The 24,908-nt window shown below is 72.1% G+C and carries 25 protein-coding genes, 1 pseudogene and 1 riboswitch; of the genes and pseudogenes, 13 read left to right on the top strand and 13 right to left on the bottom strand.

From position 1 onward, the window contains the following. The first annotated feature begins 110 nt into the window (after nucleotides 1–110). The 3 genes from ABFX81_RS38215 to ABFX81_RS38205 are packed head-to-tail and all read left to right on the top strand — an operon-like array spanning nucleotide 111 to nucleotide 3,510. Complete coding sequence (locus ABFX81_RS38215; RefSeq protein WP_086847203.1) at nucleotides 111–1,925, top strand: glycosyltransferase; 1,815 nt, start codon at nucleotides 111–113, stop codon at nucleotides 1,923–1,925. After that, a complete protein-coding gene (locus ABFX81_RS38210; protein ID WP_086847201.1) occupies nucleotides 1,922–2,362 on the top strand; it encodes a hypothetical protein in 441 nt (146 codons plus the stop codon). The genes ABFX81_RS38215 and ABFX81_RS38210 overlap by 4 nt, the downstream gene beginning before the upstream one ends. Then, nucleotides 2,359–3,510 carry a glycosyl hydrolase gene (locus tag ABFX81_RS38205; protein ID WP_346139376.1) on the top strand — a complete coding sequence of 384 codons (1,152 nt, stop codon included), beginning with the start codon at nucleotides 2,359–2,361 and terminating at the stop codon, nucleotides 3,508–3,510. Before ABFX81_RS38210 ends, ABFX81_RS38205 begins: the two co-directional genes overlap by 4 nt. A 12-nt stretch (nucleotides 3,511–3,522) precedes the next feature. Here the strand turns inward: ABFX81_RS38205 and ABFX81_RS38200 are convergent, their stop codons facing one another. From ABFX81_RS38200 to ABFX81_RS38190, 3 genes are all read right to left on the bottom strand, one after another. After that, a complete protein-coding gene (locus tag ABFX81_RS38200) occupies nucleotides 3,523–4,281 on the bottom strand; it encodes a polysaccharide deacetylase family protein (protein ID WP_346139375.1) in 759 nt (252 codons plus the stop codon). A gap of 140 nt (nucleotides 4,282–4,421) precedes the next feature. Next, nucleotides 4,422–5,759, bottom strand: a complete 1,338-nt coding sequence (locus tag ABFX81_RS38195) for a glycosyltransferase family 2 protein (RefSeq protein WP_346139374.1) — start codon at nucleotides 5,757–5,759, stop codon at nucleotides 4,422–4,424. An 18-nt stretch (nucleotides 5,760–5,777) separates the two neighbouring features. Beyond that, nucleotides 5,778–6,842, bottom strand: coding sequence for a GNAT family N-acetyltransferase (locus tag ABFX81_RS38190; protein WP_346139373.1), 1,065 nt, complete (start codon nucleotides 6,840–6,842; stop codon nucleotides 5,778–5,780). Nucleotides 6,843–7,033: 191 nt separating this feature from the next. On the opposite strand from ABFX81_RS38190, the gene ABFX81_RS38185 reads away from it, so the two are divergent. Next, the gene (locus tag ABFX81_RS38185) at nucleotides 7,034–7,891 is read left to right on the top strand and encodes a Cof-type HAD-IIB family hydrolase (RefSeq protein ID WP_086847197.1); all 858 of its coding nucleotides are present in this window, start codon (nucleotides 7,034–7,036) and stop codon (nucleotides 7,889–7,891) included. Here the strand turns inward: ABFX81_RS38185 and ABFX81_RS38180 are convergent. Continuing rightward, complete coding sequence (locus tag ABFX81_RS38180; RefSeq protein WP_086847195.1) at nucleotides 7,855–8,622, bottom strand: LysM peptidoglycan-binding domain-containing protein; 768 nt, start codon at nucleotides 8,620–8,622, stop codon at nucleotides 7,855–7,857. The genes ABFX81_RS38185 and ABFX81_RS38180 overlap by 37 nt on opposite strands. A 3-nt stretch (nucleotides 8,623–8,625) precedes the next feature. Next, nucleotides 8,626–8,799, bottom strand: a riboswitch (cyclic di-AMP (ydaO/yuaA leader). Between the two features lie 530 nt (nucleotides 8,800–9,329). Between ABFX81_RS38180 and ABFX81_RS38175 the strand changes: the two genes are divergently transcribed. From ABFX81_RS38175 to ABFX81_RS38160, 4 genes are all read left to right on the top strand, one after another. After that, the gene (locus ABFX81_RS38175; protein WP_086847193.1) at nucleotides 9,330–10,340 is read left to right on the top strand and encodes a polyprenyl synthetase family protein; all 1,011 of its coding nucleotides are present in this window, start codon (nucleotides 9,330–9,332) and stop codon (nucleotides 10,338–10,340) included. A 231-nt stretch (nucleotides 10,341–10,571) separates the two neighbouring features. Next, the gene (locus ABFX81_RS38170) at nucleotides 10,572–11,810 is read left to right on the top strand and encodes an outer membrane lipoprotein carrier protein LolA (RefSeq protein WP_086847191.1); all 1,239 of its coding nucleotides are present in this window, start codon (nucleotides 10,572–10,574) and stop codon (nucleotides 11,808–11,810) included. 26 nt (nucleotides 11,811–11,836) lie between these two features. Then, on the top strand, nucleotides 11,837–12,823 hold the full coding sequence (locus ABFX81_RS38165; RefSeq protein WP_346139372.1) for an ABC transporter ATP-binding protein: 987 nt from the start codon (nucleotides 11,837–11,839) through the stop codon (nucleotides 12,821–12,823). After that, complete coding sequence (locus ABFX81_RS38160) at nucleotides 12,810–13,688, top strand: ABC transporter permease subunit (RefSeq protein WP_086847190.1); 879 nt, start codon at nucleotides 12,810–12,812, stop codon at nucleotides 13,686–13,688. The genes ABFX81_RS38165 and ABFX81_RS38160 overlap by 14 nt, the downstream gene beginning before the upstream one ends. Nucleotides 13,689–13,691: 3 nt before the next feature. Here ABFX81_RS38160 and ABFX81_RS38155 read toward each other — a convergent pair whose 3' ends face one another. From ABFX81_RS38155 to ABFX81_RS38145, 3 genes are all read right to left on the bottom strand, one after another. Further along, nucleotides 13,692–14,273 carry an NAD(P)H-dependent oxidoreductase gene (locus ABFX81_RS38155; protein WP_086847188.1) on the bottom strand — a complete coding sequence of 194 codons (582 nt, stop codon included), beginning with the start codon at nucleotides 14,271–14,273 and terminating at the stop codon, nucleotides 13,692–13,694. A 105-nt stretch (nucleotides 14,274–14,378) separates the two neighbouring features. Next, a complete protein-coding gene (locus ABFX81_RS38150) occupies nucleotides 14,379–15,533 on the bottom strand; it encodes an amidase family protein (protein WP_086847187.1) in 1,155 nt (384 codons plus the stop codon). A gap of 5 nt (nucleotides 15,534–15,538) precedes the next feature. Further along, a complete protein-coding gene (locus tag ABFX81_RS38145; protein WP_086847185.1) occupies nucleotides 15,539–16,042 on the bottom strand; it encodes a DUF6668 family protein in 504 nt (167 codons plus the stop codon). Between the two features lie 160 nt (nucleotides 16,043–16,202). Between ABFX81_RS38145 and ABFX81_RS38140 the strand changes: the two genes are divergently transcribed. Then, nucleotides 16,203–17,522 (top strand): hypothetical protein, encoded by a 1,320-nt coding sequence (locus ABFX81_RS38140; RefSeq protein ID WP_086847183.1) that lies wholly within the window; start codon nucleotides 16,203–16,205, stop codon nucleotides 17,520–17,522. Nucleotides 17,523–17,528: 6 nt separating this feature from the next. On the opposite strand, the gene ABFX81_RS38135 is transcribed toward ABFX81_RS38140, so the two are convergent. Both ABFX81_RS38135 and ABFX81_RS38130 read right to left on the bottom strand, forming a co-directional pair. After that, complete coding sequence (locus ABFX81_RS38135) at nucleotides 17,529–18,476, bottom strand: M28 family peptidase (protein ID WP_086847181.1); 948 nt, start codon at nucleotides 18,474–18,476, stop codon at nucleotides 17,529–17,531. Nucleotides 18,477–18,635: 159 nt separating this feature from the next. Beyond that, nucleotides 18,636–19,109: a VOC family protein gene (locus ABFX81_RS38130; protein ID WP_086847179.1), complete on the bottom strand. Its 474-nt coding sequence runs from the start codon at nucleotides 19,107–19,109 to the stop codon at nucleotides 18,636–18,638. Nucleotides 19,110–19,130: 21 nt separating this feature from the next. Here ABFX81_RS38130 and ABFX81_RS38125 point away from each other — a divergent pair, with 21 nt between their 5' ends. Further along, nucleotides 19,131–19,754 (top strand): ABATE domain-containing protein, encoded by a 624-nt coding sequence (locus tag ABFX81_RS38125; RefSeq protein ID WP_086847178.1) that lies wholly within the window; start codon nucleotides 19,131–19,133, stop codon nucleotides 19,752–19,754. Between the two features lie 23 nt (nucleotides 19,755–19,777). Then, complete coding sequence (locus tag ABFX81_RS38120; RefSeq protein ID WP_086847176.1) at nucleotides 19,778–19,960, top strand: hypothetical protein; 183 nt, start codon at nucleotides 19,778–19,780, stop codon at nucleotides 19,958–19,960. Here the strand turns inward: ABFX81_RS38120 and ABFX81_RS38115 are convergent. Next, nucleotides 19,957–20,412, bottom strand: coding sequence for a winged helix-turn-helix transcriptional regulator (locus ABFX81_RS38115; RefSeq protein WP_086847174.1), 456 nt, complete (start codon nucleotides 20,410–20,412; stop codon nucleotides 19,957–19,959). The genes ABFX81_RS38120 and ABFX81_RS38115 overlap by 4 nt on opposite strands. A gap of 91 nt (nucleotides 20,413–20,503) precedes the next feature. On the opposite strand from ABFX81_RS38115, the gene ABFX81_RS38110 reads away from it, so the two are divergent. Next, nucleotides 20,504–21,967 carry an MFS transporter gene (locus tag ABFX81_RS38110; RefSeq protein WP_346139371.1) on the top strand — a complete coding sequence of 488 codons (1,464 nt, stop codon included), beginning with the start codon at nucleotides 20,504–20,506 and terminating at the stop codon, nucleotides 21,965–21,967. Here ABFX81_RS38110 and rarD read toward each other — a convergent pair. After that, nucleotides 21,952–22,689: pseudogene (gene rarD, locus ABFX81_RS38105) on the bottom strand (EamA family transporter RarD); the annotation flags it as partial. The gene ABFX81_RS38110 and the pseudogene rarD sit on opposite strands and share 16 nt — an antisense overlap. Nucleotides 22,690–22,885: 196 nt before the next feature. Continuing rightward, nucleotides 22,886–23,740 carry an NAD(P)H-binding protein gene (locus ABFX81_RS38100; RefSeq protein ID WP_086847172.1) on the bottom strand — a complete coding sequence of 285 codons (855 nt, stop codon included), beginning with the start codon at nucleotides 23,738–23,740 and terminating at the stop codon, nucleotides 22,886–22,888. A 91-nt stretch (nucleotides 23,741–23,831) separates the two neighbouring features. On the opposite strand from ABFX81_RS38100, the gene ABFX81_RS38095 reads away from it, so the two are divergent. Beyond that, complete coding sequence (locus ABFX81_RS38095; protein ID WP_086847170.1) at nucleotides 23,832–24,236, top strand: winged helix-turn-helix transcriptional regulator; 405 nt, start codon at nucleotides 23,832–23,834, stop codon at nucleotides 24,234–24,236. 18 nt (nucleotides 24,237–24,254) lie between these two features. Here ABFX81_RS38095 and ABFX81_RS38090 read toward each other — a convergent pair. Continuing rightward, the coding region (locus ABFX81_RS38090; protein ID WP_346139370.1) for a thiamine pyrophosphate-dependent enzyme at nucleotides 24,255–24,908 on the bottom strand (654 nt) is incomplete at its 5' end.

Here is a 24,908-nt window from a genome sequence, read left to right as displayed (position 1 = left end):
AACCCACACCCGCACGGGACGGCGCGAGCACCCCCGGCAGCAGCCCCGAAGTCTCCAGCCAGTCCTCCAGCCCCTCCTCCTCGGAGTCGTCGAGCCCCGCCCATGAGCCCGTGACGGACCTGTCCGACCTGCCCCCTGCCCGGTCCGGGCGGCGTGCTCCGGCCTGGCCCGGCGTACCGCTGCTCGTCGCGCTCGCCCTGTGGGCGTACGCCATGCGGCACACAGACGTCTCGCGGCTCGACGACTACGGGTTGGTCACCGCGCTGCACCCCACCTTCTGGGCCGGTCTCGTGGTGCTCACGACCGGGTTCTGGTTCACGGTCCGTGATCCGCGCCGGCCGGGTGCCTGGGCGGCGGCGTACGTCCTCGGGCTGCTGGTGATGGAGCGGGTGACGCAGGCCGTGGTCTACCCGACCCCGCTGTACGCCTGGGCGTGGAAGCACGAGGCGGTCATCGACCACCTGCTGACGGCGGGCGGTCTGCAAACCGCCGACCAGGTCGGCGACATGGCGGTGTACGACCAGTGGCCCGGCTTCTTCGCCGCGCAGGCCGCCCTGATGCGGCTGCTGGGCGTGGACTCGGCGGCGATGTTCATGGCCTGGTGGCCCCTGGTCTCCAGCCTGATGCTGCTGGTCCCGCTGCTGCTGATCTACCGCACCTTCACCGAGGACCGGCGGCTGATCTGGACCGCGGTCTGGCTCTTCTACGTCGCCAACTGGGTCGGGCAGGACTACTTCTCCCCCCAGTCCGTGGCCTACGCGCTGCACGTCGGCGTCCTGGCCGTGGTCCTGCGCCGCTTCGGCCGGTCCGCCGGGCAGCGCGGACGGCCCCGGCCGGCCGTGTGGACGCTGGTGCTCACCGTCATGATCACGGCGATCGTCATCTCCCACCAGCTCACCCCGGGCATGCTGGTCGTCTGCCTGCTCGCCCTGTGCCTCAGCCGCCGCTACCGCGACTGGGTCCCGGTGGTCACCACCGTCGTGATCTTCCTGGCCTGGTGTCTCACGGCCGCGCTGCCCTTCCTGTCCGCGGCGATGCCGGACATGATCCGCTCCGTCGGCGACGTCGGCGCCAACGTGGAGACGGGGTACGGCGCCACCCCGACCGGCACCGGAGCGATCGCGACCTCCTGGGCGGCCCGGCTGCTGTCCGGCTCCGTCCTGCTGCTCGCGGCCCTCGGCGTCCTGCGCCAACGGGTGCTGCGGCACCGGGCCCGGCCCCTGCTGCTGATCGCGGCGGCCCCGCTGCCGATGTTCGCGGCGAGCAGCTACGGCAGCGAGATGATCTTCCGGGTGCTGCTGTTCATGCTGCCCGGCGCCGCGTTCTTCGCCGCCGCCGCGCTGCTGCCCAAGGTCCGTACGCTGGCCGCCGACGCCGCGGCGAAGGAGGCCGCCGGCCGGCAGGCCGCCCCCGTGAGGGGCCGCGGACGGGGGACCGGCACATGGGTGGGCCTGGCCGCACTGCTCGGCGGAACCCTGGCGTTCGTCCCGGCCTACTCGGGCAAGGACCGGATCAACTACTTCCCGCCGCAGGAAGTGGCCCTCGTACGGCAGCTCTTCGACCAGGCGCCCGACGGCTCGCTCGTCGTGGCCGCCAACCGCAACTACCCGCTCGCGTACGCCTCCTACTGGAGCGTCGACCACTACTGGTTCCTCGACGACGCCCGCAGCCACGTCGACCGGATCGTCGAGGACCCGGCCGGCACCCTCGCCAGTGACATGGCCGGGGTGGAGCGGCCGGCCCGGGCCTACTTCCTGCTCACCCAGGGGCAGCTGGCCAACTCCGAGATGAACGGACAGCTCGACGAGGCGCAGCTGGACCGGATACAGAAGTCCGTCGCCGCCTCACCACGGTTCCGGCTCGTGGCGGAGAACAGCGCCGGATGGCTCTACGTACTGAAGCAGGGCGGGGGAGCGGAGCGATGACACCGCAGGAACTCGTGGTCCGGATGCTGCCGCCGTTCGGCGGCTGGCTCGCGCTCGCCGCGCTCGCGCTGCCGGGCGGATCGCCGCTGCGGGGCGCCGCCGTCGTCCTCTTCCTGGCGGCGGGCCCGGGCGCGGTCGTGGTCAGAGTCTGCGCCCCCGCGCTGGGGGCGCGGCCGGCCGAAGGGCCCGTCGAGCGCCGGGACCCGGACTTCACCCGCCACTCCGACCTGCTGGAGCGGCTGATGCTGGTGCTGTTCCTGAGCATCGGCGCCGTGATGCTCGTCGCGACCGTGCTGATCGCCACCCACACCTTCAGCGCCCAACGGCTGCTGCTGACGCTGACGCTGCTGACCACACTCGCCGCGTTCTGCCCGCCGCTGCGCGCCTCCCCGCCGCCGAGGACGACACCGAGGACACCGAAGGGTTCTGCTCCGTGAGGTTCAACCGTCCCCACCGTCCCTTCCGCCGCAAGCCGACCACGACCGGACAGCACCGCAGGAGGCCCCAGCCGCACGAGGAGCAGCCGTCCGCCGGCCCGTTCACATCGAGCCGGCGCCGTCTGCTGATCACGTCCGCCACGATCGTCAGCGCGGTCCTGGTCGGCGCACTCGCCCTGCGGAACGCCTCCGGGCCGGACCCGGGAGCCGCCGGTTCCAAGGCGGACTGCCGCCCCACGGCGCTCCTGGAACCGCCCTGCGGCGCCTGGTTCGGGGCGTTCGTGCCGCACGAGAGGAACGACCTGCCGGAGAAGGTCCGCGCCTACGAGAAGCGCGTCGGCCGTGAGCTCGACATCGTGTACACGTACCACGACATGTCCCTGCCCGAGGGCACCCGCCGGGAGGGCCAGCTGCTCACCCCGGAGGAACAGCGCGTCGGCGAGGACCGCCTGCTGCTGCTGTCCTGGGAGAGCAAGTGGTGGGGCGGCACGAAGAAGCAGCAGCCGACCTGGAAGCAGATCGCCTCCGGCGAGCTGGACAGGACCGTCATCGACGTCCAGGCCGAGCGCATCAAGGACTACGGCAAGAAGGTGTTCCTCTCCTTCGACCTGGAGATGGACACCCGCACCCCGGACAACGGCACCCCCGCCGAGTACGTGAAGGCGTACCGGCACATCCACGACCGGTTCCGCGAACTGGGCGTCGACAACGTGGTGTGGACGTGGATCACCACCGGCTACCTCGAGAACGCCGACGAGATGAAGGCGATGTATCCCGGCGACGAGTACGTCGACTGGGTCGGCTACAACCAGTACAACTACTACCGCTGCCACAAGACCGGCTGGCTCAGCTTCGCGCAGACGCAGCACGCCGCGCACGAGTGGATCCGTAAGAACATCTCCGACGACAAGCCGCTGATGCTCTCCGAGTTCGGCACCGCCGCGGACTCGGCCCGCCCGCAGCGGCAGGCCGAGTGGTACGCGCAGGTGCCCGGGGTGCTGAAGGGCCTGGAGGGCGTCAAGGCCGCCCTCCAGTGGAACTACCGCGACCCCGGACCGCACTGCAACCTGGCCCTGGCGAACGACGCGGCCTGGGACAGCCTGCGCGAGACCGTCGCCGACCCCTACTTCAACCAGCCGCTCAAGTAACCCGGGCGGGGATCAGCCCGCGAACTCGGGCCCGCGCACCACCGCGCGGGCCCGCCGGTACCAACGCCACGCGATCGTCTTCGGCCCGTCCCGGTACGGCGCGACCCGGGCGCCCGCACCCGCCAGCCAGCCCTCGACGTCGGCGACGGTGTGGGTGCGCCGGACGATGAGCCGGGCGATGCGGTAGCGCTCGTCGCGGTCGGAGCTGAGCGCGTGCCGCACGGCGGTCGCCGTCTCGTAGCCGGCCCGGGCCGACATCGCCCGCACGCGCGGGCTGTTGTAGCCGTGCGGATAGGCGAGATGGCGGACCTCGTGCCCGAGGGCGTCCTCCAGCACGGCCTTCGACGAGCGCAGTTCGTACGCCAGTTCCTTGCCGGACAGGGTGTCGAGCTGTGCGTGCGTGACCGTGTGGCTGCCGATCTCCATGCCGTAACGTTCCAGCTCCGCCGCCCGGTCCAGGGTCATCATCGGCGCGGGCGGCAGCAGACTGCGGCCGCCCGGGGCGATGGCGCCGGTGGTGAGATAGGCGGTGGCGGGCAGCGCCCGCTCGGCCAGCGCCTCGGCGGTGGGGCCGGGCAGATCGGCGAAGCCGTCGTCGAAGGTGAGCAGCACGGGCCGGGGCGGCAGGGGTGCGCGCCCGGCCAGGTGGTCGGCGATCGCGCTGATCGTGACGGGCGTACGGCCGCTGCGGACCACGGCGTCGAGATGTGCGGCGAACTGCTTCGGCGTGACCGTGAACTCGGCGATCCAGTCGGGCGGGTCGTCCGTCACGGAGTGGTACAGGAAGACCGGGATGGCCGGGGAGCCGGCCGCACCCGGTGGCGATATCGGCCCCTCACCGTCCTGCGCACCCCGCTCCGCCCGGCCTCTGCCGTCCCCTCGCCTCTCACCACGCGTGCGTGCAGACGCCCTCATCTCGCCCCCTCAACACGCGCGCGCAGCGCCCGCCGCGCGCGCAGATAGCCGACAGGCCCGTACACCATCCCCCTGCGCTGCAACCGCGACAGCCGCCGCGGCCACGGGTGCGTCCGCACGTCGTGGTCGCCCGGCGCCCCGCCGCCCTCCGTCTCGCGTACGGCGGTCAGCGTGCGGGCGTGGGCGAGGCCCCGGGGCAGCCGCGCGAGGAACGCCGGCAGCAGCGCCGGGCGGTTCACGAGCACCGCGGTGAGATAGGCGGTGAGTCCGGCGCCGTAGCCGTACGCCTGGGTCTCCAGGTCCCGCCAGGTCTCCCGGTGGTGGTGCCACACCAGTGCGTACGGGGTGTAGCGCAGCCGGTGGCCCTGGGCGAGGACGCGGACGAAGCCGTAGAGGTCGTCGCCGCCCCGGGCGGCCGTGCCGGCACCGGTGGCCGGGTCGAAACCGCCGACGGACCGCAGGGCGGCCGTCCGGAAGGCCATGTTGGCGCCCGAGCCGAACCGCCCCGCCGTGAACGGGAACAGCGGCTCGTCGCCCGGGGGACGCGCCGGGTCGTACGTCCTTGGAGTGAAGCCTTTCGCGAAGCCGCCGTGGCTCTCCAGCAGTACCTGGGCCGGGGTGGTCAGCCGCGCGGGCAGGATGAGCCCGGTGCTGCACCCCAGTCCGGGGTCGGCGGCGAAGGGCGCGGTCAGCTCGGTCAGCCAGCGCGGATCGGCGACGACGTCGTCGTCCGTGAAGGCGACCACCTCGCCCCGCACGGCCGCGAGCCCCGTGTTGTGCGCGACCGCGAGGCCGGGCACCGGCTCGCGGACGTACCGCACGCGCTCGGCGTACTTCCGCTCGACCAGCTCCCGCGTCTCGCTCGTCACGGGAGCGTTGTCCACGACCACGATCTCGAACCGCGGATGGTCCTGCGCCAGCAGCGAGTCCAGCGCCCGGGCCAGCTGCCCGGCCCGTTCCCGGGTCGCGATGACGACACTCGCGTACGGCGGCTCCCCGGACTCGCCGGCTGCCCCGGACTCGCCGGCTTCCCCGGGGTCGCCGGCTGCCCCGGGTCCACGAGCGGGCGCGGGCGCCGGCGCACACTCCGCCCGCGCCCGCGCCGTGAGCACGGACTTCGCGTCCGCCCCCTCCGGTACTCGCGCGAGCAGCGTCCCCACGGGCCGCCCACCTCGCCTGACCAGCACGAACACCTCGCCGTGCGTCACCGGTGGACTCCCCGGGCCCGGTCTGAGCACCGCCTCGTCGCCGTCGAGGTCCAGCTCGGCGACCTGCACCGCCCCGATGTCCAGGAACCGCCGTATCTCCTCCTGCGCACGTGCCGAACGCGCCATGCGCCCACCCCCTCGTCGTCAGGTACGGCGCAGCCGAGCCACGCCCTTCAGGGTCCGCGCGGCCAGCGACGCGAGCTGTGGCCTGCCGCGGACGAAACTGTGCACGCGGCGCGCCGGCTCGCGGCTCAGCCAGTGCAGCGCCGCGCCCGCCCCCGGACGCGTCACCGCGCCCTCGTACACGGGCAGTTCGCCCGTCTTCAGCGCGTCCTTGTACTCGGCCGCACCCCGCCCCAGATCGAGCATGCCGATGCCCTCGGCGGCCGCCGCCTCGGCCATGCGCAGGTGCAGCACCAGACCCGGCGAGTACTTCGCGAACTCCGGGTCGTAGGCCGGGAACCAGCAGGCCAGGACCGAGGCCGAGCGCAGCCCGAAGTGCGCGGCCAGCGGCCGGTCCCCGGCGTACAGCACGGACAGCGTGCCGCTGCACTCCGGCGCCCGGGTCCGGGCCAGCCGCCCCACGAGCCGGGTGATCCACTCCCGGGCGAACCGGTCCCGGCGGCCCGTCCTGCGGTACTGCGCCGACTTCCACTCCATGAGGGTGCGCAGCCCGGCCGGGTCGCGCTCGTCGAAGACGAACCGCAGGTCGCCGACCTGCCGGCCCAGCCTGCGCTCCTTGGCCAAAGTCGTCTTCAGGAACTTCGGCGACTGGGCGCGCAGCACCGACTCGTACGTCTCGTAGCCCTTCTCCACGTCGATGACGTAGGTGGCGTGCTCCTCGGCCGCGTACCGGACGAACAGCCGCTGCTCGGCCTCCAGGTTGTCGAAGGCGAAGCTCGACAGCGCGCAGGCCCGCAGCAGTTCACCCGTGTCCAGGTCCAGGCCGGGCCGCAGGATCGCGCCCTGCGCGTCCGAGACGCCGAGTCCGATCGCCCGGCCCTGCCCCAACGGGCCCCGCTCATGGGGCAGGAAGCCGACCGGCTCCAGCCCCTCGTACACCACCGCGACCCGCGCCCGCGGCCTCACCAGACCGACGGCATCGCTGAACTCCGGTTCCATGAAGGGGTTGCGCGGCGCTTCCGACGCAGCGCGCAGCGCGCGCCAGCGCTCCCTCTCCCCCTCGCCGAGCTCTCCGGGCCGAGCCACACGTATGCGCCCACTGCTCAACCTGACCCCCCGATCAAGTCCCCCCTGGACACTTGGAAGGTACCGCCCGAGACGGCCCTGACGGTAGGTAGCGGACCATGTTGTTGCAACTGGTGCAGAGGCCTTCAACCGGGCAATCGGCGTCCGACGCGCGATGAAACGAAGGGGCGCGCTGTCCGTATTCTCTGATCATGGCCGCACCCATCGCATATTCACTCATCGCCACCGACCTGGACGGGACGCTGCTGCGCGGCGACGACACCCTGTCCGACCGGTCCCTCGCCGCGCTCGCGCGGGTGGCGGACGCCGGTGCCCAGCACCTCGTGGTGACGGGCCGGCCGGCGCCGAGAGTACGGCCGCTCCTGGACGACCTCGGCTGTACGGGGCTCGCGGTGTGCGGGCAGGGCGCGCAGGTGTACGACGCCGGCGCGGACCGGCTGCTGTGGTCCATCACGCTGGACCGGGAACTGGCCGAGACCGCCCTCGGCAAGATCGAGGCCGAGGTGGGGCAGGTGTACGCCGCGGTCGACCAGGACGGGGTCGACGGGCTCACGCTCATCGAGCCGGGCTATCTCATGCCGCACCCGACCCTGCCCGCGGTACGGGTCGACCGGCGCGACGAGCTGTGGGGCGAGCCCATCAGCAAGGTGCTGCTGCGCCACCCGTACCTGACGGACGACGAGTTGGCGGCGACGGCCCGCTCGGTGGTCGGTTCACTCGCGACGGTGACGATGTCGGGGCCCGGCACGGTCGAGCTCCAGCCGTGCGGCGTCACCAAGGCGACGGGTCTGGCGCTGGCGGCCGAGCACCTGGGGCTGCGGCCGGCGGACACCGTCGCCTTCGGCGACATGCCCAACGACATCCCGATGTTCGACTGGGCCGCTCACGGGGTGGCGATGGCCAACGCCCATCCCGAACTCAAGGCCGTGGCCGACGAGGTCACCCTGTCGAACGAGGACGACGGCATCGCCGTCGTCCTCGAACGACTGCTGGGCGGGACGGCTCGGACGGCTCAGTACGGGCCGTTGACGTTGTCGATCGAGCCGTAGCGGGCGGCCGCGTAGTTGCAGGCCGCGGTGATGTTGGCGACCGGGTCGTACGGGTCCCACGACGTGCCGTCCACGTGGTAGGCCTGGAAGGTCGGGTCGATGGTCTGGAGCAGACCCTTGGACGGGGTGCCCTTGGCGGCGTTCGAGTCCCAGTTGTTGATGGCCTGGGGGTTGCCCGACGACTCGCGCATGACGTTGCGGTAGATGCCGTCGTACGAACCCGGGATCCCCTTCTGCGCCATGATGTCCAGCGCCTCGCGGATCCAGCCGTCCAGGTTGTCGGCGTAGGTCTTCGCGGAGGCCTGGGTGGCCTTCGCGACGCCACCGGCGGGCTTGGCGGGGGCGGAGGACTTGGTCGCCGACTTCTTCGCGGCGCCCGCCTCGGCCGTCTTCACCTTCAGCTTCAGACCCGGGTGGATCAGCTTCGGGTCGTCGCCGACGGTGGAGCGGTTGTCCTTGTAGAGCTGCTTCCAGCCGCCCGACACGTCGTACTTGTCCGCGATGCGGTAGAGCGAGTCGCCCTTGGCCACGGTGTAGGTGAGGGACTTGGCGGGCTGGGCCGCCTGCGGCACGGACTGTGCGGCGGCGGGTGCGCTCTGGCTCGGCTGGGCGGCGCTGGCCTGCGTCGCGCCGAGCAGCGGGAGCGTGAGTGCCGCTCCGCCGGTGCCGACGGCCACGGCACGGCGGGTGAGCTGGTTGTTTCTGGGGCGACGGTGCTTGCCTCGGGGCATGGCGATATTCCTCTCCGACGCCTGCGAGGTGAGCTGTCGGGTTCGGGCCGGGAGGTGCCCGGCCGCCCACGGTGCTGTATGCCGTGGGCGGCTTCACCCCGAGCCGTTCCGCTGTGCGGACCGGCGACTTACCTGGGTCCCCCGCTCCTGCCATGCGTGAGTGAGTGGGTTCGTGTGGGGAGTCCGGGCGGTGGCAGGATTCGGCGTCCGCCGGACAGGCCCGGAACGTATGCGAGAGCACATGTCGGGAACAAGCACCTGAGTCACACGTCGCGCCGGTCGACCTTGGTCAGGGGGATATGAGCCGCTTGATCCTTTGCGGGAGCCAAGGCTCAACTGACGTTCGGCGGAAGGAGGTACGGGTTGGTGCCGGAGTGGGGCGTCACAGGGGATAACGTGATTCAACTCACTGATCACAAGTCCATGGGGCAATGCACGCCAAGAGGAATTTGCTTACTCAATACGGCAAATCGCACATAGCCCAGTACTTCCTGGTAAGTCGATAAATGTCTGCTCTTATGAGCTGATCGAAAATATTGCGGTCGTGATCGGATACCGCCCGGCCTGTAACCATGGGTGCTGGCGGTGATCGAAACGTGACCGGATACGCTGACTCGAGTGATGGCAGCGACCTATCGACAAACCGCGTAATCACCGGCACACACCAGCAGACACACCGGCAGACACCAGCAGACAGGAGACCCCTCGTGACCGACGTCGGGCCGTTCGGGCTGAGCGTGCGGGACCAGGCTCTGGAAGCCGATGTCCAGGCCGGGATGGCGGCTGTCGAGGAAGGCTTGCTCGAGGCCACCAAGAGTGAGGTGCCCTTCATCACGGAGGCCGCCCAGCACCTGGTCCGGGCCGGCGGCAAGCGGTTCCGTCCGCTGCTCGTGATGCTCTCCGCCCAGTTCGGCGACCGGTACGCGCCCGGGATCGTGCCGTCGGCCGTCGTCGTGGAGCTGACCCACCTTGCCACGCTGTACCACGACGACGTGATGGACGAGGCCGCCGTGCGCCGCGGGGTGGCGAGCGCGAACGCCCGCTGGGGCAACTCCGTCGCGGTCCTCACCGGCGACTTCCTCTTCGCCCGCGCCTCGCACATCCTGGCCGACCTCGGCCCGGAGGCGGTGCGGGTACAGGCCGAGGCGTTCGAGCGGCTGGTGACCGGGCAGATCCTGGAGACGGCCGGCCCTCAGGACGGCCGCGACCCCGTCGAGCACTACCTGGACGTGCTGGGCGGCAAGACCGGTTCCCTGGTGGCGGTGTCGTGCCGGTTCGGCGCGATGATGTCCGGCGCCGACGAGACGGTCGTGGACGTGCTCACCCAGTACGGCGAGCGGCTCGGTGTCGCCTTCCAGCTCGCGGACGACGTCCTGGACATCGCCTCCGACTCCCACGAGTCCGGCAAGACCCCCGGCACCGACCTGCGCGAGGGCATCCCCACGCTGCCGGTGCTGCGGCTGCGCGAGCGCGCCGCCCGGCTCGGACTCGCGGACGACGTCGCCCTGTGCGAGCTGCTGGACTCCGACCTCACCGACGACGACCGGCACGCCGAGGCCCTGCGCCTGCTGCGCGCCCACCCGGCGCTGGAACAGGCCCGCCAGGACACGATCCGCTACGCGCAGGACGCCCGCTCGGCGCTGGCGCCGCTGCCCGAGTGCACCGCGAAGACGGCGCTGGTGGAGCTGTCCGACGCGGTGGTGCACCGGGCCGGCTAGCCCTTCTTCCCTGCACGACCCCTACGGGTCGGGGGAGAAGCAGCCCTGTCGTGTCATACCGCAGCAGTACGTGGAGTTGAGCCCGGGGTCTGACGTATCTCCCTGGCCGATTTGGTCAGATGGACACCACGGAAAACACCACTCCTCACCAGTTCGGGTGAGAATGGCGGCTCAGGGACGAGTGCGTGGACGACACGGACAGCCGCCGCCGATCACGGAGGTAGGGCACACATGGCACCGTACGCATCCGACGACAGCACGACCGGCGGGGAGGCCGACGAGCGGCGCTCCGGGCGGCGCAAAGCCGCGCGGTACGTCGTCCCGGTCACGGTGATGGGGGTGGCGGCCGCGACGATCGGGCTGGTCCCCGCACTCGCCGACTCCGGTGACCCCGACCTCCCGAAGATCACCGCCCAGCAGCTCATCGAGAAGATCGCCAAGTCGGACGTCCAGCAGCTGTCCGGCACGGTGAAGATCAGCACGGACCTCGGCCTGCCGGACCTCGGCGGCCTGGAGAGCAGCCTGATGTCCGGCGCCGCGGGCCAGGGCGAGGGCGGCTCCTCCGCCGACCCGACGGCCAAGCTCACGGAACTGGCCTCCGGCACGCACACCCTGCGCATCGCGGCCGACGGCCCGGACAAGCAGAAGCTGTCCCTGCTGGAGAACGCCGCCGAGTACAGCCTCGTCCACAACGGCAAGGACGTCTGGGGCTACGACAGCAAGTCGAACGAGGTCTACCACGGCACCGCCTCCGAGAGCCCGGAGCACGAGAAGGAGCAGCCGCCGGCCACGCCGAAGGACTTCGCCGAGGAGGCCCTGAAGGCCGTCGACGACACGACATCCGTGAGCGTGGACGGCACCGCCCAGGTCGCCGGCCGGGACGCCTACAAGCTGGTCGTCAAGCCGAAGCAGTCCGGCTCGACGGTCGGCGCGGTCAGCGTGGCCGTGGACGCCGAGACCGGCATGCCGCTGAAGTTCACGCTGACACCGGCGAGCGGCGGCGCCGCCGTCGTCGACGCGGGCTTCACCCAGGTCAGCTTCGCCAAGCCGGCCGCGTCCACCTTCGACTTCACCCCGCCCAAGGGCGCGAAGGTCACCGAGGAGAAGGACGCCGGCAAGGGCTCCGACAAGGACTTCGGCAAGGGCTTCGAGAAGGGCGGACCGCGCGAGCACGCCCCCAAGGCCGGGGAGGACCTCGGCAAGGGCCTCGACGGCATGAAGACCATCGGCGAGGGCTGGAGCTCCATAGCCACCTTCGACACCGGCGGCGAGGGCGTGCCCTCGGGCAAGGCCGGCGGCGAGTTCGGCGGCTTCATCGACTCGCTCGGCGACAAGGTCACCGGCAAGTTCGGCTCGGGCACGGTCTTCTCGACCCGCCTGATCAACGCCCTGATCACCGACGACGGCAAGGTCTACGTGGGCGCCGTCACCAAGGACGCGCTCGTGAAGGCGGCCGACGCCGGGAAGTAAGTCCTCTCAAGAGAACGAGGAAGCCGATGGGCGAACTGTCCGCCGCGGAGCCGGAGCACCGCGAGGTGCGGGCCGAGGCCGGGGAACCGGTCATCGCCACCCGCTCGCTCACCAAGCGCTACCGCGGCGGACAGCTCGCCGTCGACGGCCTCGACCTGACCGTCCCGGCGGGCAGCGTCTTCGGCTTCCTCGGCCCCAACGGCTCCGGCAAGACCACCACCATCCGCATGCTGATGGGCCTCATCGATCCCACCGCCGGCACGGCACGGGTGCTCGGGCGGCCCATGCCCCGGTCCACCCGCGCAGTGCTGCCGCACGTCGGCGCCCTCATCGAGGGCCCGGCCCTGTACGGCTTCCTCTCCGGCCGCGACAACCTGATCCGGTACGACTCCGCCGACCCGGCCGCCGATCCGCGCACCCGCAAGGCCCGGGTCGCCGCCGCGCTGGACCGGGTGGGCCTGACGGCCGCCGCGGGCAAGAAGGCCAAGGCCTACTCGCTGGGCATGAAACAGCGCCTGGGCCTCGCGGCCGCGCTGCTCCAGCCGCGCCGGCTGCTCGTGCTCGACGAGCCGACCAACGGCCTCGACCCGCAGGGCATGCGCGAGATCCGCACCCTGATACGGGAGCTGGCCTCGGACGGCACGACCGTCTTCCTCTCCTCCCACCTGCTCGACGAGATCGAGCAGGTCTGCACGCACGCGGCCGTGATGACGCAGGGCCGCCTGATCACCCAGGGCCCGGTCGCCGAGCTGTCCGCCGGGGCGCGCGGCCGGCTGGTGGTGACCACGCCGGATCCGGCGGAGGCGGCCCGGGTGCTGAAGGAGCAGGGCGTCGGCGACGTCGTCGTCACGGACGACCGGGTGACCGGCGAACCACCGGAGAGCGACCTCGCCGACGTGAACAGCGCGCTGGTGACGGCCGGTGTGCGCGTGCGCGGCTTCACGGTCGAACGCGCCTCGCTGGAGGACGCGTTCGTGGCGCTGACCGGGGAGGGCTTCGATGTCGCGGGCTGAAGTCGTGGAGAGCGTACGGCCGGTGAGCCCGCTGTGGACCTTCGGGCTGCTGCGCAGCGAGCTCACCACCACCTTCCGGCGCTGGCGCACCCTCGCGCTGCTCGCCGTGCTGGCGGCCGTTCCCGTCCTGGTCGGCATCGCCGTCAAGATGGAGACGAGCGACGGTTCGTCGCCCGGCGGTGGCGGCGGCGGAGGACCGGCCTTCATCTCGCAGATCACCAACAACGGCCTGTTCCTGGTCTTCACCGCGCTGGCCGCGACCCTCCCGTTCTTCCTGCCGATGGCGATCGGTGTCGTCGCGGGCGACGCGATCGCCGGCGAGTCGAACGCCGGCACGCTGCGCTACCTGCTGGTCGCCCCGGCCGGCCGGAGCCGTCTGCTGCTCACCAAGTACGCGACCGTCGTCATCTTCTGCCTGGCCGCCACCCTCGTCGTGGCCGTCTCGGCGCTGACGGTCGGCGCGCTGCTGTTCCCGCTCGGCGACCTGACGACCATCTCCGGCACGCAGATCAGCTTCGCCGAGGGCCTGGGCAGAGCCCTGCTGATCGCCCTGGCCGTCGCCGCGTCACTGATCGGCGTCGCCGCGCTCGGACTGTTCGTCTCGACGCTCACGGGCAGCGGCATCGCGGCGATGGCGACCACCGTCGGCCTGCTGATCACGGTCCAGATCCTCGACCAGATCCCGCAACTGCACGCCCTCCAGCCGTACTTCTTCTCGCACTACTGGCTGTCCTTCGCCGACCTCATGCGCGAGCCCGTGTACTGGGACGACCTGATGAAGAACCTCGGCCTCCAGGCCCTGTACGCGGTGGTGTTCGGCTCGGCGGCCTGGGCGCGCTTCACGACGAAGGACATCACCGCGTAGCGCTCAGTCCTCGTACACGAACCGGGCCGGTGGCGCCTCCTGCGCGAAGAACGTCTTCGCGCGGGCGAGTGCCTCGGTGTCGTTCAGCACGTCACCCGGCTTGCTGCCGTTGCCGAGCAGCACCCCGCCGAACCGCATCCCCATGTACGCGGCCGAGTTGTTGAGCGTCCCGACCAGCGGGTCGGCCACCTCCGGCTGGCTGTGCGCGAGCGCGGTGACGCCCCACAGGGTGCGGTCGGCCAGGGTCGCCTTGAAGTCGAGGCCGGGGGTGCGCAGCCAGCCCGACCAGTAGTCCAGGTAGCGCTTGGTCTGTGCGGAGAGCGAGTACCAGTACAGGGGCGAGGCGATCACGATGTCCGTCGCCGCGAGGGTGGCGTCGAGCAGCAGCGCCAGGTTGCCCTCGGTCGGGCGGACGTGGTCGCTGTCGTGCCGCAGGTCCTCGAAGTCGGGCACCGGATGCTCGGCGAGGTCGATCCACTGCTGTTCGACGTCCGGGGGCAACTGCTCGGCGGCCCGGCGGGCGAGCAGCTCGGTGTTGCCGTCGGCACGGGCGCTGCCCAGGACGAAGAGGAAGCGACGGGTCATGGGTATCCCCTCAGAAGGTAGGCGCACATCAATTGCACGCGCATGCATCATATGCGCGTGCATCCAAATCCGCCAGGGTCACCCGTCGCCTGCGAAGGCCGCCCGTCAGCTCCCGGTACGCACCTCCGCCTCCCGCGCCACGGCCAGCAGCAGCGCCTCCCGGCCGTGCGGCGCCACGAGGTGCAGTCCCGCCGGGCAGCCGTCGCCGCCGAAGCCCGCCGGGACGCTCAGCGCCGGATGCCCGCTGAGGTTGAACGCCCAGGTGAGAGAGGTGGAGTAGCGATCGCCCGGGCCGTCGTGCCCGTGCGGTGCGGTGGGCGTGGTCGGCGTCAGCAGCAGCTCCGCGTCGGCGAACAGTCCGGCCAGGCGCCGGTCGTTCTCCGCCCGGACGCGGTGGGCTTCGCCCGGATCGGCACCGCGCGTGCGCAGGGCGAGCCAGGCGGGCCCGGGATCCATCAGCCGCAGCGGCGCCCGCGGCCGTACGAGCCGTACGACACCCGCCGCCGCGAGCCGTTCGACCGCCGCCCGGGCGAGGGCGACGGGCTCCGGGTCGGGCCCGGCGAAGCCCAGGTCGGACGACCAGGCGGCGGTGACGGGCAGAGGCGTGCCGGCCGGCACCGGCTCCTGTGACACCACCCGCCACCAGCTCGCCGCGTCCGACGCCGAGCGGGCGAGCACGCCTTGCACGGCGAGCCCCGTACGGTCGCCGGAGGGCAGCCGTCCGGCCGTGGTCTTGAGGCCGGTGACCCCGCACCACGCCGCCGGGATCCGCACCGAACCGGCCCCGTCGCTGCCCGTCGCCAGCGGCACCAGCCCGGCCGCCACCGCCACCGCGGCCCCGGCCGACGAGCCGCCCGGCGTACGGTCCGCCCGCCACGGATTGACCGTCCGGCCACGAGCGCCGAGCCCCCAGGTCTGCCAGGGCGTTCCCGGCCCGGGCACGGAGGTCGCGCCCACGGCGACACAACCGGCCGCGAGCAGCGGCTCCGCCGCACGCAGCCCGTGCCGCCCCTTCACGGCGATCGGCACCCCGGCGAGCGGCAGCGCGTCCTCCTTTCGGGGGACATTCCCGGCCCGTCGGCCGAGGCGCGCGTCCAGCTCGCCCGCCCGCCGCAGCGCCTCCTCGTGCCACACCTCGACGAACGCGCACAGCTCCGGATCGGCCCGCTCGATCCGCTCCAGCGCCGCGGCGACCACGTCGACCGCGCGCAGCTCCCGGGCCCGTACGCCCGCCGCGATCTCCCCGGCCGGCAGGGGCACCGGGGTCAGCGCGCCGCTCCCGTCAGCCGGACCAGGGCCGAGGTCTCACGCGGCGGATGCCCCAGCTCGCCCAGCCGCCAGGCCGCCACCCACGGCACGCGGTACACGTCGATGACCGACTCCAGGGACCTGACCCGCTGGGCGAGCGGACGCGGCAGCCGGCCCGGAGCGTCCGCCACGAGGACGACGGCGTCGAGGTCCAGCCCGGGCGGGGCCTGACCCCGCCGGAAGATCTCCACCGCCCCGGCGACCGTGTCCAGCCCGGCCGCGTGCGTCCGCGAGACCAGCAGCACCGACGCCGGGTCGCCCGGCCCGGGCCAGGCGCGGCCGCTGTCATGACCGCCGTAGACCGCGGCGAGGGTGGAGACGCCCGCGCCGCCGTGTGTGCCGACCCAGGAGAAACGCCGTGCCGCGGCATGGGCGCGAGCGGGCCCCGGCGCCCCTGGCTCCTGGCTGGTCACCGGGCCGCGGATCCAGATCTCCGGCCCCTGTCGCATGCCTGTCTGCATGCCCCTCTCCTCCCTCGTACTCTCGATCCTCATGCCATCCGGAACGATCCATGCCGGGCCCAGGAACCCTTGGGACGAGCCTGTGACACCGCGGTGACGTGAGAAACCGGAGCGAGCGGACACACTCGACACTAGGTGTACGACGCCGAATGAGGGGACGATGGCTCGACTCAGCCGCGAGAAGAAGCGGGAACAGAAGCAGGCCGCACACGCGGCGACCCCGGCGGCGCCGATCGACGTCCGTGTCCCCGGGGCCGGAACGGACCCGGTGGGAGCCGGCGCGGGGGCCGTCTCCGACGGTGCGTCGGTCGGCGGTGTCCCCGTCTTCGCGGCCCCCGGCGAGGAGATCCAGCAGGCCGTCCTGAACCGCCTTCACCACATCGCCCAGGCCACCGGCCACCCCGTCCTCGCCACGGTCCACGACGAGCGCATCGGCTACGTCGTGCCGCTCCAGGTCGACCCGGACGGCTCCAGCCGCTTCACCGCCGAGCCGGTCCGCACCGCCCCGCCGGAGGGCGCCGTCGCCGCGGAAACGCCCGCGGCGGGTGCCGCGACGCAGCCGCCCGCCCCGCCGCCGCCCGCGCCGGAGCGACAGGACCCACAGGACGACAGGGCCACGCACGTCCTGCGCCCCGTACCGGAGCCCGGCCGTGGCACGGCCCCGACGTTCCCGCTGCGGGCGGTCCCCGAGCCGCAGCCGGCCGATCAGCCCCCACCGGCGTTCGAGTCGCGAGCCGTACCGGAGGCGCCGCACCCCGAGCCGGAGGACACACCTCCGAGCCCGGCCGCGCCCCCCGGCACCGTCGCACCCCCGACCGGCGAGTTCGGGCCGCCTCCGCTCATGGACGTCAGGCCGCTCCCCGTCCCCGGAACCGGCCCGGGTCCGAACCGCACACGGGAACCCCTGCCGATGTCCGAAGCGGAGCTGCTCGCGGCCGAAGCCGACGCCAAGCCGACTCCCGTCCGGGGCTTCGACGCCGTCGCGGAGGCCATGCTCGGCGACGAACCCATCGGCGCCCCGGGCGCTCCCGCCCTCCTCGCGGAGCCGGTCGCGCGGATCAACGAGGCCGTCAAGGAGGGCCGGATCGATGCGGCGGCCGGGCTGGCGGACCAGACCGTCGCGGACGCGTCGGGGACGCTCGGGCCGGAGCACCCCGAGGTGCTCCGGCTGCGCGAACTCACCGCGTACATCGCCTACTTGGCGGGCGACCCGCTCCGTGCCTTCCGGCTGTCCCTCGACCTGGCCGGTGCCCACCGCCGCACGGGCGACGCGGAGGCCGCCTACGGCAACGTGCAGAGCGCGGCCACCGCCTGGCGCGCGGTGCGTGACCCGGCGGTGGGACTGGAGCTGGGCCGGGACCTGATCGGGCTGTGGACCGAACTCGCCGCCGAGGAAGGCCCCGCCGCCGAGGAGATCGAGCAACTGGAGTCGGCCCGCGCCCGCATGGGCCGCCTGACCGAACGCGCCCGCAACCAGTAGGCGCCGTTACCGCGACAGCTCCCACACCGCGTGCGCCACGGCGTCGCTGTTGCGGTCGAGGGCGGTGTCGTCGATGTTGGCGGTGGTGTCGCAGGAGGAGTGGTAGCAGCGGTCGAAGGCCCGCCCGGCCGTACCGCCCCACTTGGCCGCCTGCGCCGCCGTCTTCGCCCGGCTCGCCCCGGTGAACAGGCCGCCCACCGGCACACCCGCGCTCTTGAAGGGCGCGTGGTCGGAGCGGCCGTCGCCCTCGGTCTCGATCTCGGTCGGTACCCCGAGGCCGGCGAAGTACTCCTTGAAGGTCTTCTCGATCGCCGGGTCGTCGTCGTAGACGAAGTAGCCGGGGTTCGGGGAGCCGATCATGTCGAAGTTCAGGTAGGCGCTGATCCTCGAACGGTCCCCGGTGGCCAGCCGGCTGACGTAGTGGCGGGAGCCGACCAGGCCGACTTCCTCCGCGCCCCACCAGGCGAAGCGCAGGTGCTTGGCGGGCTTGTACTGCGCCCGGGACACGGCGAGCGCGGTCTCCAGGACGGCGGCCGAGCCGGAGCCGTTGTCGTTGATGCCGGGTCCGCCGGAGACGCTGTCGAGGTGCGAGCCGGCCATCACGACCTGGTTCGCGTCGCCGCCGGGCCAGTCGGCGATCAGGTTGTAGCCGGTGCGGCCGGAGGCGGTGAACTGCTGGATCGCGGTGGTGTATCCGGCCGCGTCCAGCTTGGCCCTGATGTGGTCGAGGGAGGCCTTGTAGCCGGGGCGGCCGTGCGCGCGGTTGCCGCCGTTGGCGGTGGCGATGGACTGGAGCTGGGACAGGTGGGCCTTGACGCCCGCCAGGGGTATGTCGGGCGCGGCGGCCGGTCTCGGGGGAGCGGACGCGGCGTCCGCCACGGCCCCGCCGGTCAGGAGCATGGCGGTGGCCACGGCACCGGCCGCCACGGCACGCGCGGAAACGGAGAGCTTCATGTGGGGGCTCCGACTTCCTTCGGGAAGCCCGTGGGGTGGCCACAGGCAGCCCACGGTGAATGGGGTGCCTGGATGGTGAAGCTGGTACTGACTCTCCGTCAAGGGACGTATCTGGCCACGGCGTTGAGGTGGACCGGGCCGCCGGTGCTCACGGGAAGGTCACTGCACGCAGAACTCGTTCCCCTCCGGGTCCGCCATCACGACCCACTCGCCCCCCTGCTCGGCCACCCGCCGCAGCGCACGCGCACCGAGTCCCTCCAGTCGTGCGACCTCCTCCTCGCGCCGCCCCTCGCCCGGGTGCAGATCGAGGTGGAGCCGGTTCTTGACCGTCTTGGCCTCCGGCACCCGCTGGAACAGCAGCCGCCGCCCCAGCCCGGTCCCGCTCTCCTCCTCGAACGGGTCCTCGGGGTGCCGCACGGCGATCAGGTCCCGGAAGGCGCGGCGGCCGTGGAACTCGACCGTGGCCTCTTCGGGCAGGGCGCCGAAGCCGAGCAGCTTCTCGATGAGGGCGCTGTTGTCCTCGACCTCGTACCGGAGGGCGGCGGCCCAGAAGTCGGCCTGCGCGTGCGGGTCGTTCGCGTCGATGGCGATCTTCCAGTGCAGGGGGGCGGGTGATGCCGGGGTCTGAGTCATGTAACCAGTTATACTGGTTACATGAGTGGGCGCGCAGGGGAAACGCCGGACCGGACACCCGGCCTGACACTGGTCTCGCACCAGGGGAAGGCCTACCGCTTCGATCCCGGCGCCCTGTGCCTGGAGCTGCTGACGGCGGGCGGCCCCGGTCAGTTCGCGCGCTACGAGGTGCTGCACGAGCCCGCCGACCTCGTCGCCTGGACCGCGCGCAGCCGCCTCCCGGACGGCCTGGACATCACCGTCACGGAGGACGAGCTGGAGCGCGTCCGCACGCTGCGCGACGCCGTGTTCCCCCTCGCCGCCGACCGCGCCCACGGCCGCCCGCTGCGAGCCGCCCACCTGGACGTCGTCAACAGCGCCGCGGCCGGGCCCCCGCTCGTCGCCCGCATCGAGCCGGACGGCACGCGCGCCTGGGCCCCGGGCGCCACCGGATCCCACCTGCTCTCCACGATCGCCCGGGACGCGATCGACCTGTTCACCGGCCCCTACGCACACCGCGTCCGCGAGTGCGGCGCCCACAACTGCTACCTGCTCTTCGTCGACACCTCCCGCCCGGGCCGCCGCCGCTGGTGCGCGATGGAGCACTGCGGCAACCGCGAGAAGGCCCGGGCACACCGGTCGCGCCGGGCTCCTGGGACGCCGTAGCCCGCGCGGTCCGCCAGGACGCCATGACGTCCGGGGCCGGCCAGGACGCCATGACGTCCGGGGCCGGCCAGGACGCCGTGACGTCCGGGGCCGGCCAGGACGCCGTGACCTCCGGGGCCGGCCAGGACGCCGTGACCTCCGGGGCCGGCCAGGACGCCGTGCCCCCCAGGGCCCGCCAGGACCCCGTGCCTGCCAGGGCCCGCTAGGACGCCGTAGCCTCCTCGCCCCGAGCCTTCGCCTCGCGGGCGTCGTACGCGCTGCGGGCCGCCGCGATCTCGTCCTGGTGCCGCTCCGTCCAGGTGACCAGGGACTGGATGGTGGTGTGCAGCGTCCTGCCGAGGGAGGTCAGTTCGTACTCGACCCGCGGCGGCACCACCGGGTGCACCGTCCGCTTCACCAGGCCGTCCCGCTCCAGCGACCGCAGGGTCACCGTCAGCATCCGCTGGCTGACCCCGTCGATCTCCCGGCGCAGTTCGGTGAAGCGCAGCCGCCGGTTGTCCAGCAGCGCGATGACGAGCAGCGACCACTTGTCGGCGATCCGGTCGAGGATCTGCCGGACCTGGCAGTCCTCGCGGGTGTCCCACTGGAAGGGATCGGCGTCGCCGTAATCCATGGTGCTCTCGCAGTTACTCGGTGACTTCGAAGTGCCTACTTCCATGTCTGTCGATGCTGCCGCAGGGTGGTCGTGGTTACAAGAGGGAACCGACCCTCGCTTGCGTAACCGACCTTGACCAGAGGAGTGTTGACTCATGGGCACGCGTGCCTGGGCGTTGCTGCTCGTCCTGTGCGGGACGATCTTCCTTGAGGGCGCCGACGTCGCGATGATGGCGGTGGCGATCCCGGCCATCCGCTCCGATCTGGGCCTTGCCACCGGTACGGCGGCCTGGGTGCTGAGCGCCTACGTGCTCGGGTACGCCGGCTTCACCCTCCTCGGCGGCCGGGCAGCCGACCTGCTCGGCCGACGGCGGATGTTCCTGCTCTGGCTGACCGTCTTCCTCGCCTTCTCCGGACTCGGCGGCCTCGCGACGGACGGCTGGATGCTGGTCGTCGCCCGGTTCGTCACCGGCGTCGCCGCCGCGTTCATGACCCCGGCCGCGCTCTCCCTGATCACCACGTCCTACGAGGAGGGGCCGAAGCGCAACAAGGCCCTGCTGGTCTTCGCGGGGACCGGCGCGGCCGGCTTCTCCCTCGGCCTGGTCATCGGCGGCCTGCTCACCGAGCTCGGCTGGCGCTGGGTGTTCTTCGCGCCCGTACTGCTGACCGCCGCCCTGCTCGTCGCGGCCGTGCGCCTGGTACCCCGGCAGGACGCCCCACCCGCGCGGGGGCGCACCTTCGACCTGCCCGGCGCGATCACCGCCGCCGGCGCCATGCTGCTGGCCGCCTACACCGTCGTACGCCTGGAACACGGCCTGCACGACTGGCCGCTCACCGTGGTCTCGGGGCTCGCGGCTCTGCTCGTGGCCGGTGCCTTCGTCGCGCTCGAACGTCGCTGCCCGGACCCGCTCGTCCGCCTCGGGATCCTGCGCCACGGCCCGGTCGTGCGCGCCGACCTGGGGGCGTTGCTCTTCCTCGGCGCCTTCTTCGGCTTCCAGTTCGTCGTCACGCTCTACCTCCAGGAACTGCGCGGCTGGTCGTCCTTCCAGACCGCCGTCGCCCTGATCGTCATGGGCATCGACGCGGTCCTCGCACCGACGCTCACCCCGAGACTGGTCGCCCGCTTCGGCAACGCCCGGGTGATCCTCGGCGGATTCCTCCTGGCGGTGGCCGCCTACGCCCTGTTCCTGCCGGTGGGCATGGACTGGTCCTACGCGATGATGTTCCCGACGCTGCTGCTGTCCGGCCTCGCGTTCGCCCTGGCCTACGGGCCGCTGACGATCGCCGCGACGGACGGGGTCGACGAGTCGGAGCAGGGCCTGGCGGGCGGGCTGCTGACCACGGCGACGCAGTTCGGCTCCGCGATCGGCATCTCGGCGGTAACCGCGGTCTACGGCCTGGCGTCCACCGGGTCCGGCCCCGAGGCCACGCTGTCGGCGTTCCGGGTGGCGCTGATCGTGCCGTTGGTCCTGGTGGTGCTGGGCGCGCTGATCTCGCTGGTGAGCGCGCGGGAGGCCCGGCGGGCGGTGCGCAGGGCGTCCCAGGTGAGCAGTGTCAGTGCCAGCCACACCAGCGCGAACCCGGCCCAGCGCTCCGGCGGCATCGCCTCGCCGAAGTAGAAGACGCCGAGCAGGAACTGGAAGACCGGCGTCAGGTACTGCAACAGGCCGATCGTGGACAGGGGCACGCGGATGGCGGCCGCGCCGAAGCAGACCAGGGGCAGCGCGGTGACGATCCCGGCCGAGGCGAGCAGCGCCGCGTGCCCCGCGCCCTCGGTGGTGAACGTGGAGTCGCCCCGCGCGGTCAGCCACACCAGGAAGCCGAGCGCGGGCAGGAACTGGACCACGGTCTCGGCGGCCAGCGACTCCACGCCGCCGAGGTTCAGCTTCTTCTTCACCAGCCCGTACGTGGCGAAGGAGAAGGCGAGGCCGAGGGAGATCCACGGGGGCCGGCCGTAGCCGACGGTCAGTACGACGACCGCCGCGCCGCCGGTCCCGACCGCCAGCCACTGCACCGGCCGCAGCCGCTCCTTCAGCAGCAGCACACCCATCGCGATGGTGACCAGCGGGTTGATGAAGTACCCGAGCGAGGCCTCGACGACGTGCCCGGAGTTCACGGACCAGATGTACAGGCCCCAGTTGAGGGTGATGAAGGTCGCGGCGACCGCGACGAGGCCCAGCCTGCGCGGCTGGCGCAGCAGCTCTCCGGCCCAGGCCCAGCGGCGCAGCACGAGCAGGGCGGCTCCCACGAAGACCAGCGACCACACCATCCGGTGGGCCAGGATCTCCAGCGCCCCGGAGGGTTTCAGCAGGGGCCAGAACAGCGGGACGAGGCCCCACATCCCGTAGGCCGCGAAGCCGTTCAGCAGTCCTATGTGCCGCTCACCCCTCGGCTTGCCGCTCACGGGCCCCTCCTCCGTACGTGTGTTCCGCGTTCACGACGGTAACGCCGAGCGCCCCCGGCTGTCATGCCCGTATCGGTATACGGTCATGACAGTCGGGGGTGGGGCGGCTCAAGGGCGTGTCCGCCGGGGGAGTTCAGCCCTTGAGCGCCGCGGCGATGGCGTCGGCGAACGGGGTGGTCGGACGGCCGGTCAGCCGGGACAGATCGCCGGTGGAGACGACCAGCTCACCCTTCTCGATGGAGGCGTCCACGCCCGCGAGCGTCTGCGCCAGCGGCTCGGGCAGGCCGGCGCCGGTCAGGATCCCGGTGAGCACGTCGGTCGAGACCGGGTTGTAGGTGATCTCCTTGCCGGTCCGGCGGCTCAGCTCGGCCGCGTACTCGGCGAAGCTCCACGCGGTGTCGCCACCCAGCTCGTACGTCTTGTTCTCGTGCCCCTCGCCGGTCAGCACGGCGACGGCGGCAGCGGCGTAGTCGGCGCGGGCGGCGGAGGAGACCTTGCCCTCACCGGCGGCGGCCACGACCGCGTTGTGCTCCAGCACCGGGGCGAGGTTCTCGGTGTAGTTCTCGTGGTACCAGCCGTTGCGCAGCAGGGCGTAGGGCACGCCGGAGTCCAGCAGCAGCTCCTCGGTGCCACGGTGGTCGTCGGCGAGCGCGGCGGTCAGCGTGCCCGGGGCGCTGGTGTAGGCGAGCAGGGCCACACCGGCCGCCTTGGCGGCGTCGATGACGACCTTGTGCTGCTGCACACGGCCCTTGTCGAACTCGTTGCCTGAGACCAGCAGCACCTTGTCGCCGGCGGAGAAGAGGCCGTCGAAGGACGCGGGCGCGTTGTAGTCGGCCAGCGCGATCTTCACACCGCGCTCCGCGAAGTCGGCGGCCTTCTCCGCGTTGCGGACGACCGCGGTGATCTGCTCGGCGGGGACCTTCTCCAGCAGCTGCTCCACGACGTGACGGCCGAGGTTTCCGGTGGCTCCGGTGACGACGATGCTCATGGTGATGGCTCTCCTTGTGGGGTGCGATGGCACTAACCCTAAGAGGAGCGCTAACTTTTGGATAGTACCCACTTTGAAGTAAGGTACTGGCATGGCAGTAAGTAATGGCGAGGCTGAGGCCCTGTGCCCGAACCGGCTGGTGCTGGAGCACGTCACCAGCCGCTGGGGCGTGCTCGTGCTGATCGAGCTTCTGGACCGCCCGTACCGGTTCAGCGAGCTGCGCCGGGCGATCAGTGGTTACGGAGGCCGGGGCGTCAGCGAGAAGATGCTCACGCAGACGCTCCAGACCCTGGAGCGCGACGGCCTCGTCCACCGCGACGCCAAGCCCGTGATCCCGCCCCGCGTCGACTACTCCCTCACCGACCTGGGCCGCGAGGCCGCCGAGCAGGTGCGGGCGCTCTCGCAGTGGACGGACCGGCGCATGGACGACGTGGAGAAGGCCCGCCGGGCGTACGACGAGGCCCGGGCCGCTTCCCAGCAGTCCCGGGCCTCGTAGCCGTACGGCGGGTCGTGCTCAGCCGACGACCGTCCAGGTGTCGCCGCCCGCCAGCAGCGCGGCCAGGTCGCCCTTGCCGTGCTGCTCGATCGCGTTGTCCAGCTGGTCGGCCATCTGTGTGTCGTAGACGGGCCGGTCGACGGAGCGCAGCACACCGATCGGGGTGTGGTGCAGGGTGTCCGGGTCGGCGAGGCGGGACAGCGCGAACGCCGTGGTCGGGGACTCGGCGTGCGCGTCGTGGACGAGCACCTGGTCCTCGTTGTCCGGCGTCACCGCCACCACCTTCAGATCACCGGTCACCTGGTCCCGTACGACACCCTTGGCCAGGTCGCTGCCGAAGCGGATCGGCTTGCCGTGCTCCAGCCGGATCACGGCCTCCTCGGCCTGCTGCTTGTCCTTCAGGGCGTCGAAGGCGCCGTCGTTGAAGATGTTGCAGTTCTGGTAGATCTCGATCAGGGCCGTGCCCTGGTGGGCGGAGGCCTGGCGCAGCACCTCCGTCAGGTGCTTGCGGTCGGAGTCGACCGTCCGCGCCACGAACGACGCCTCCGCGCCGATCGCCAGCGACACGGGGTTGAAGGGCGCGTCCAGCGAGCCCATCGGCGTCGACTTGGTGATCTTGCCGACCTCGGAGGTCGGGGAGTACTGGCCCTTGGTCAGACCGTAGATCCGGTT

It is taken from the genome of Streptomyces coeruleofuscus, from assembly GCF_039532725.1.
Lineage (GTDB): Bacteria > Actinomycetota > Actinomycetes > Streptomycetales > Streptomycetaceae > Streptomyces > Streptomyces coeruleofuscus.
This window is presented reverse-complemented; position numbering and strand designations above follow the sequence as displayed.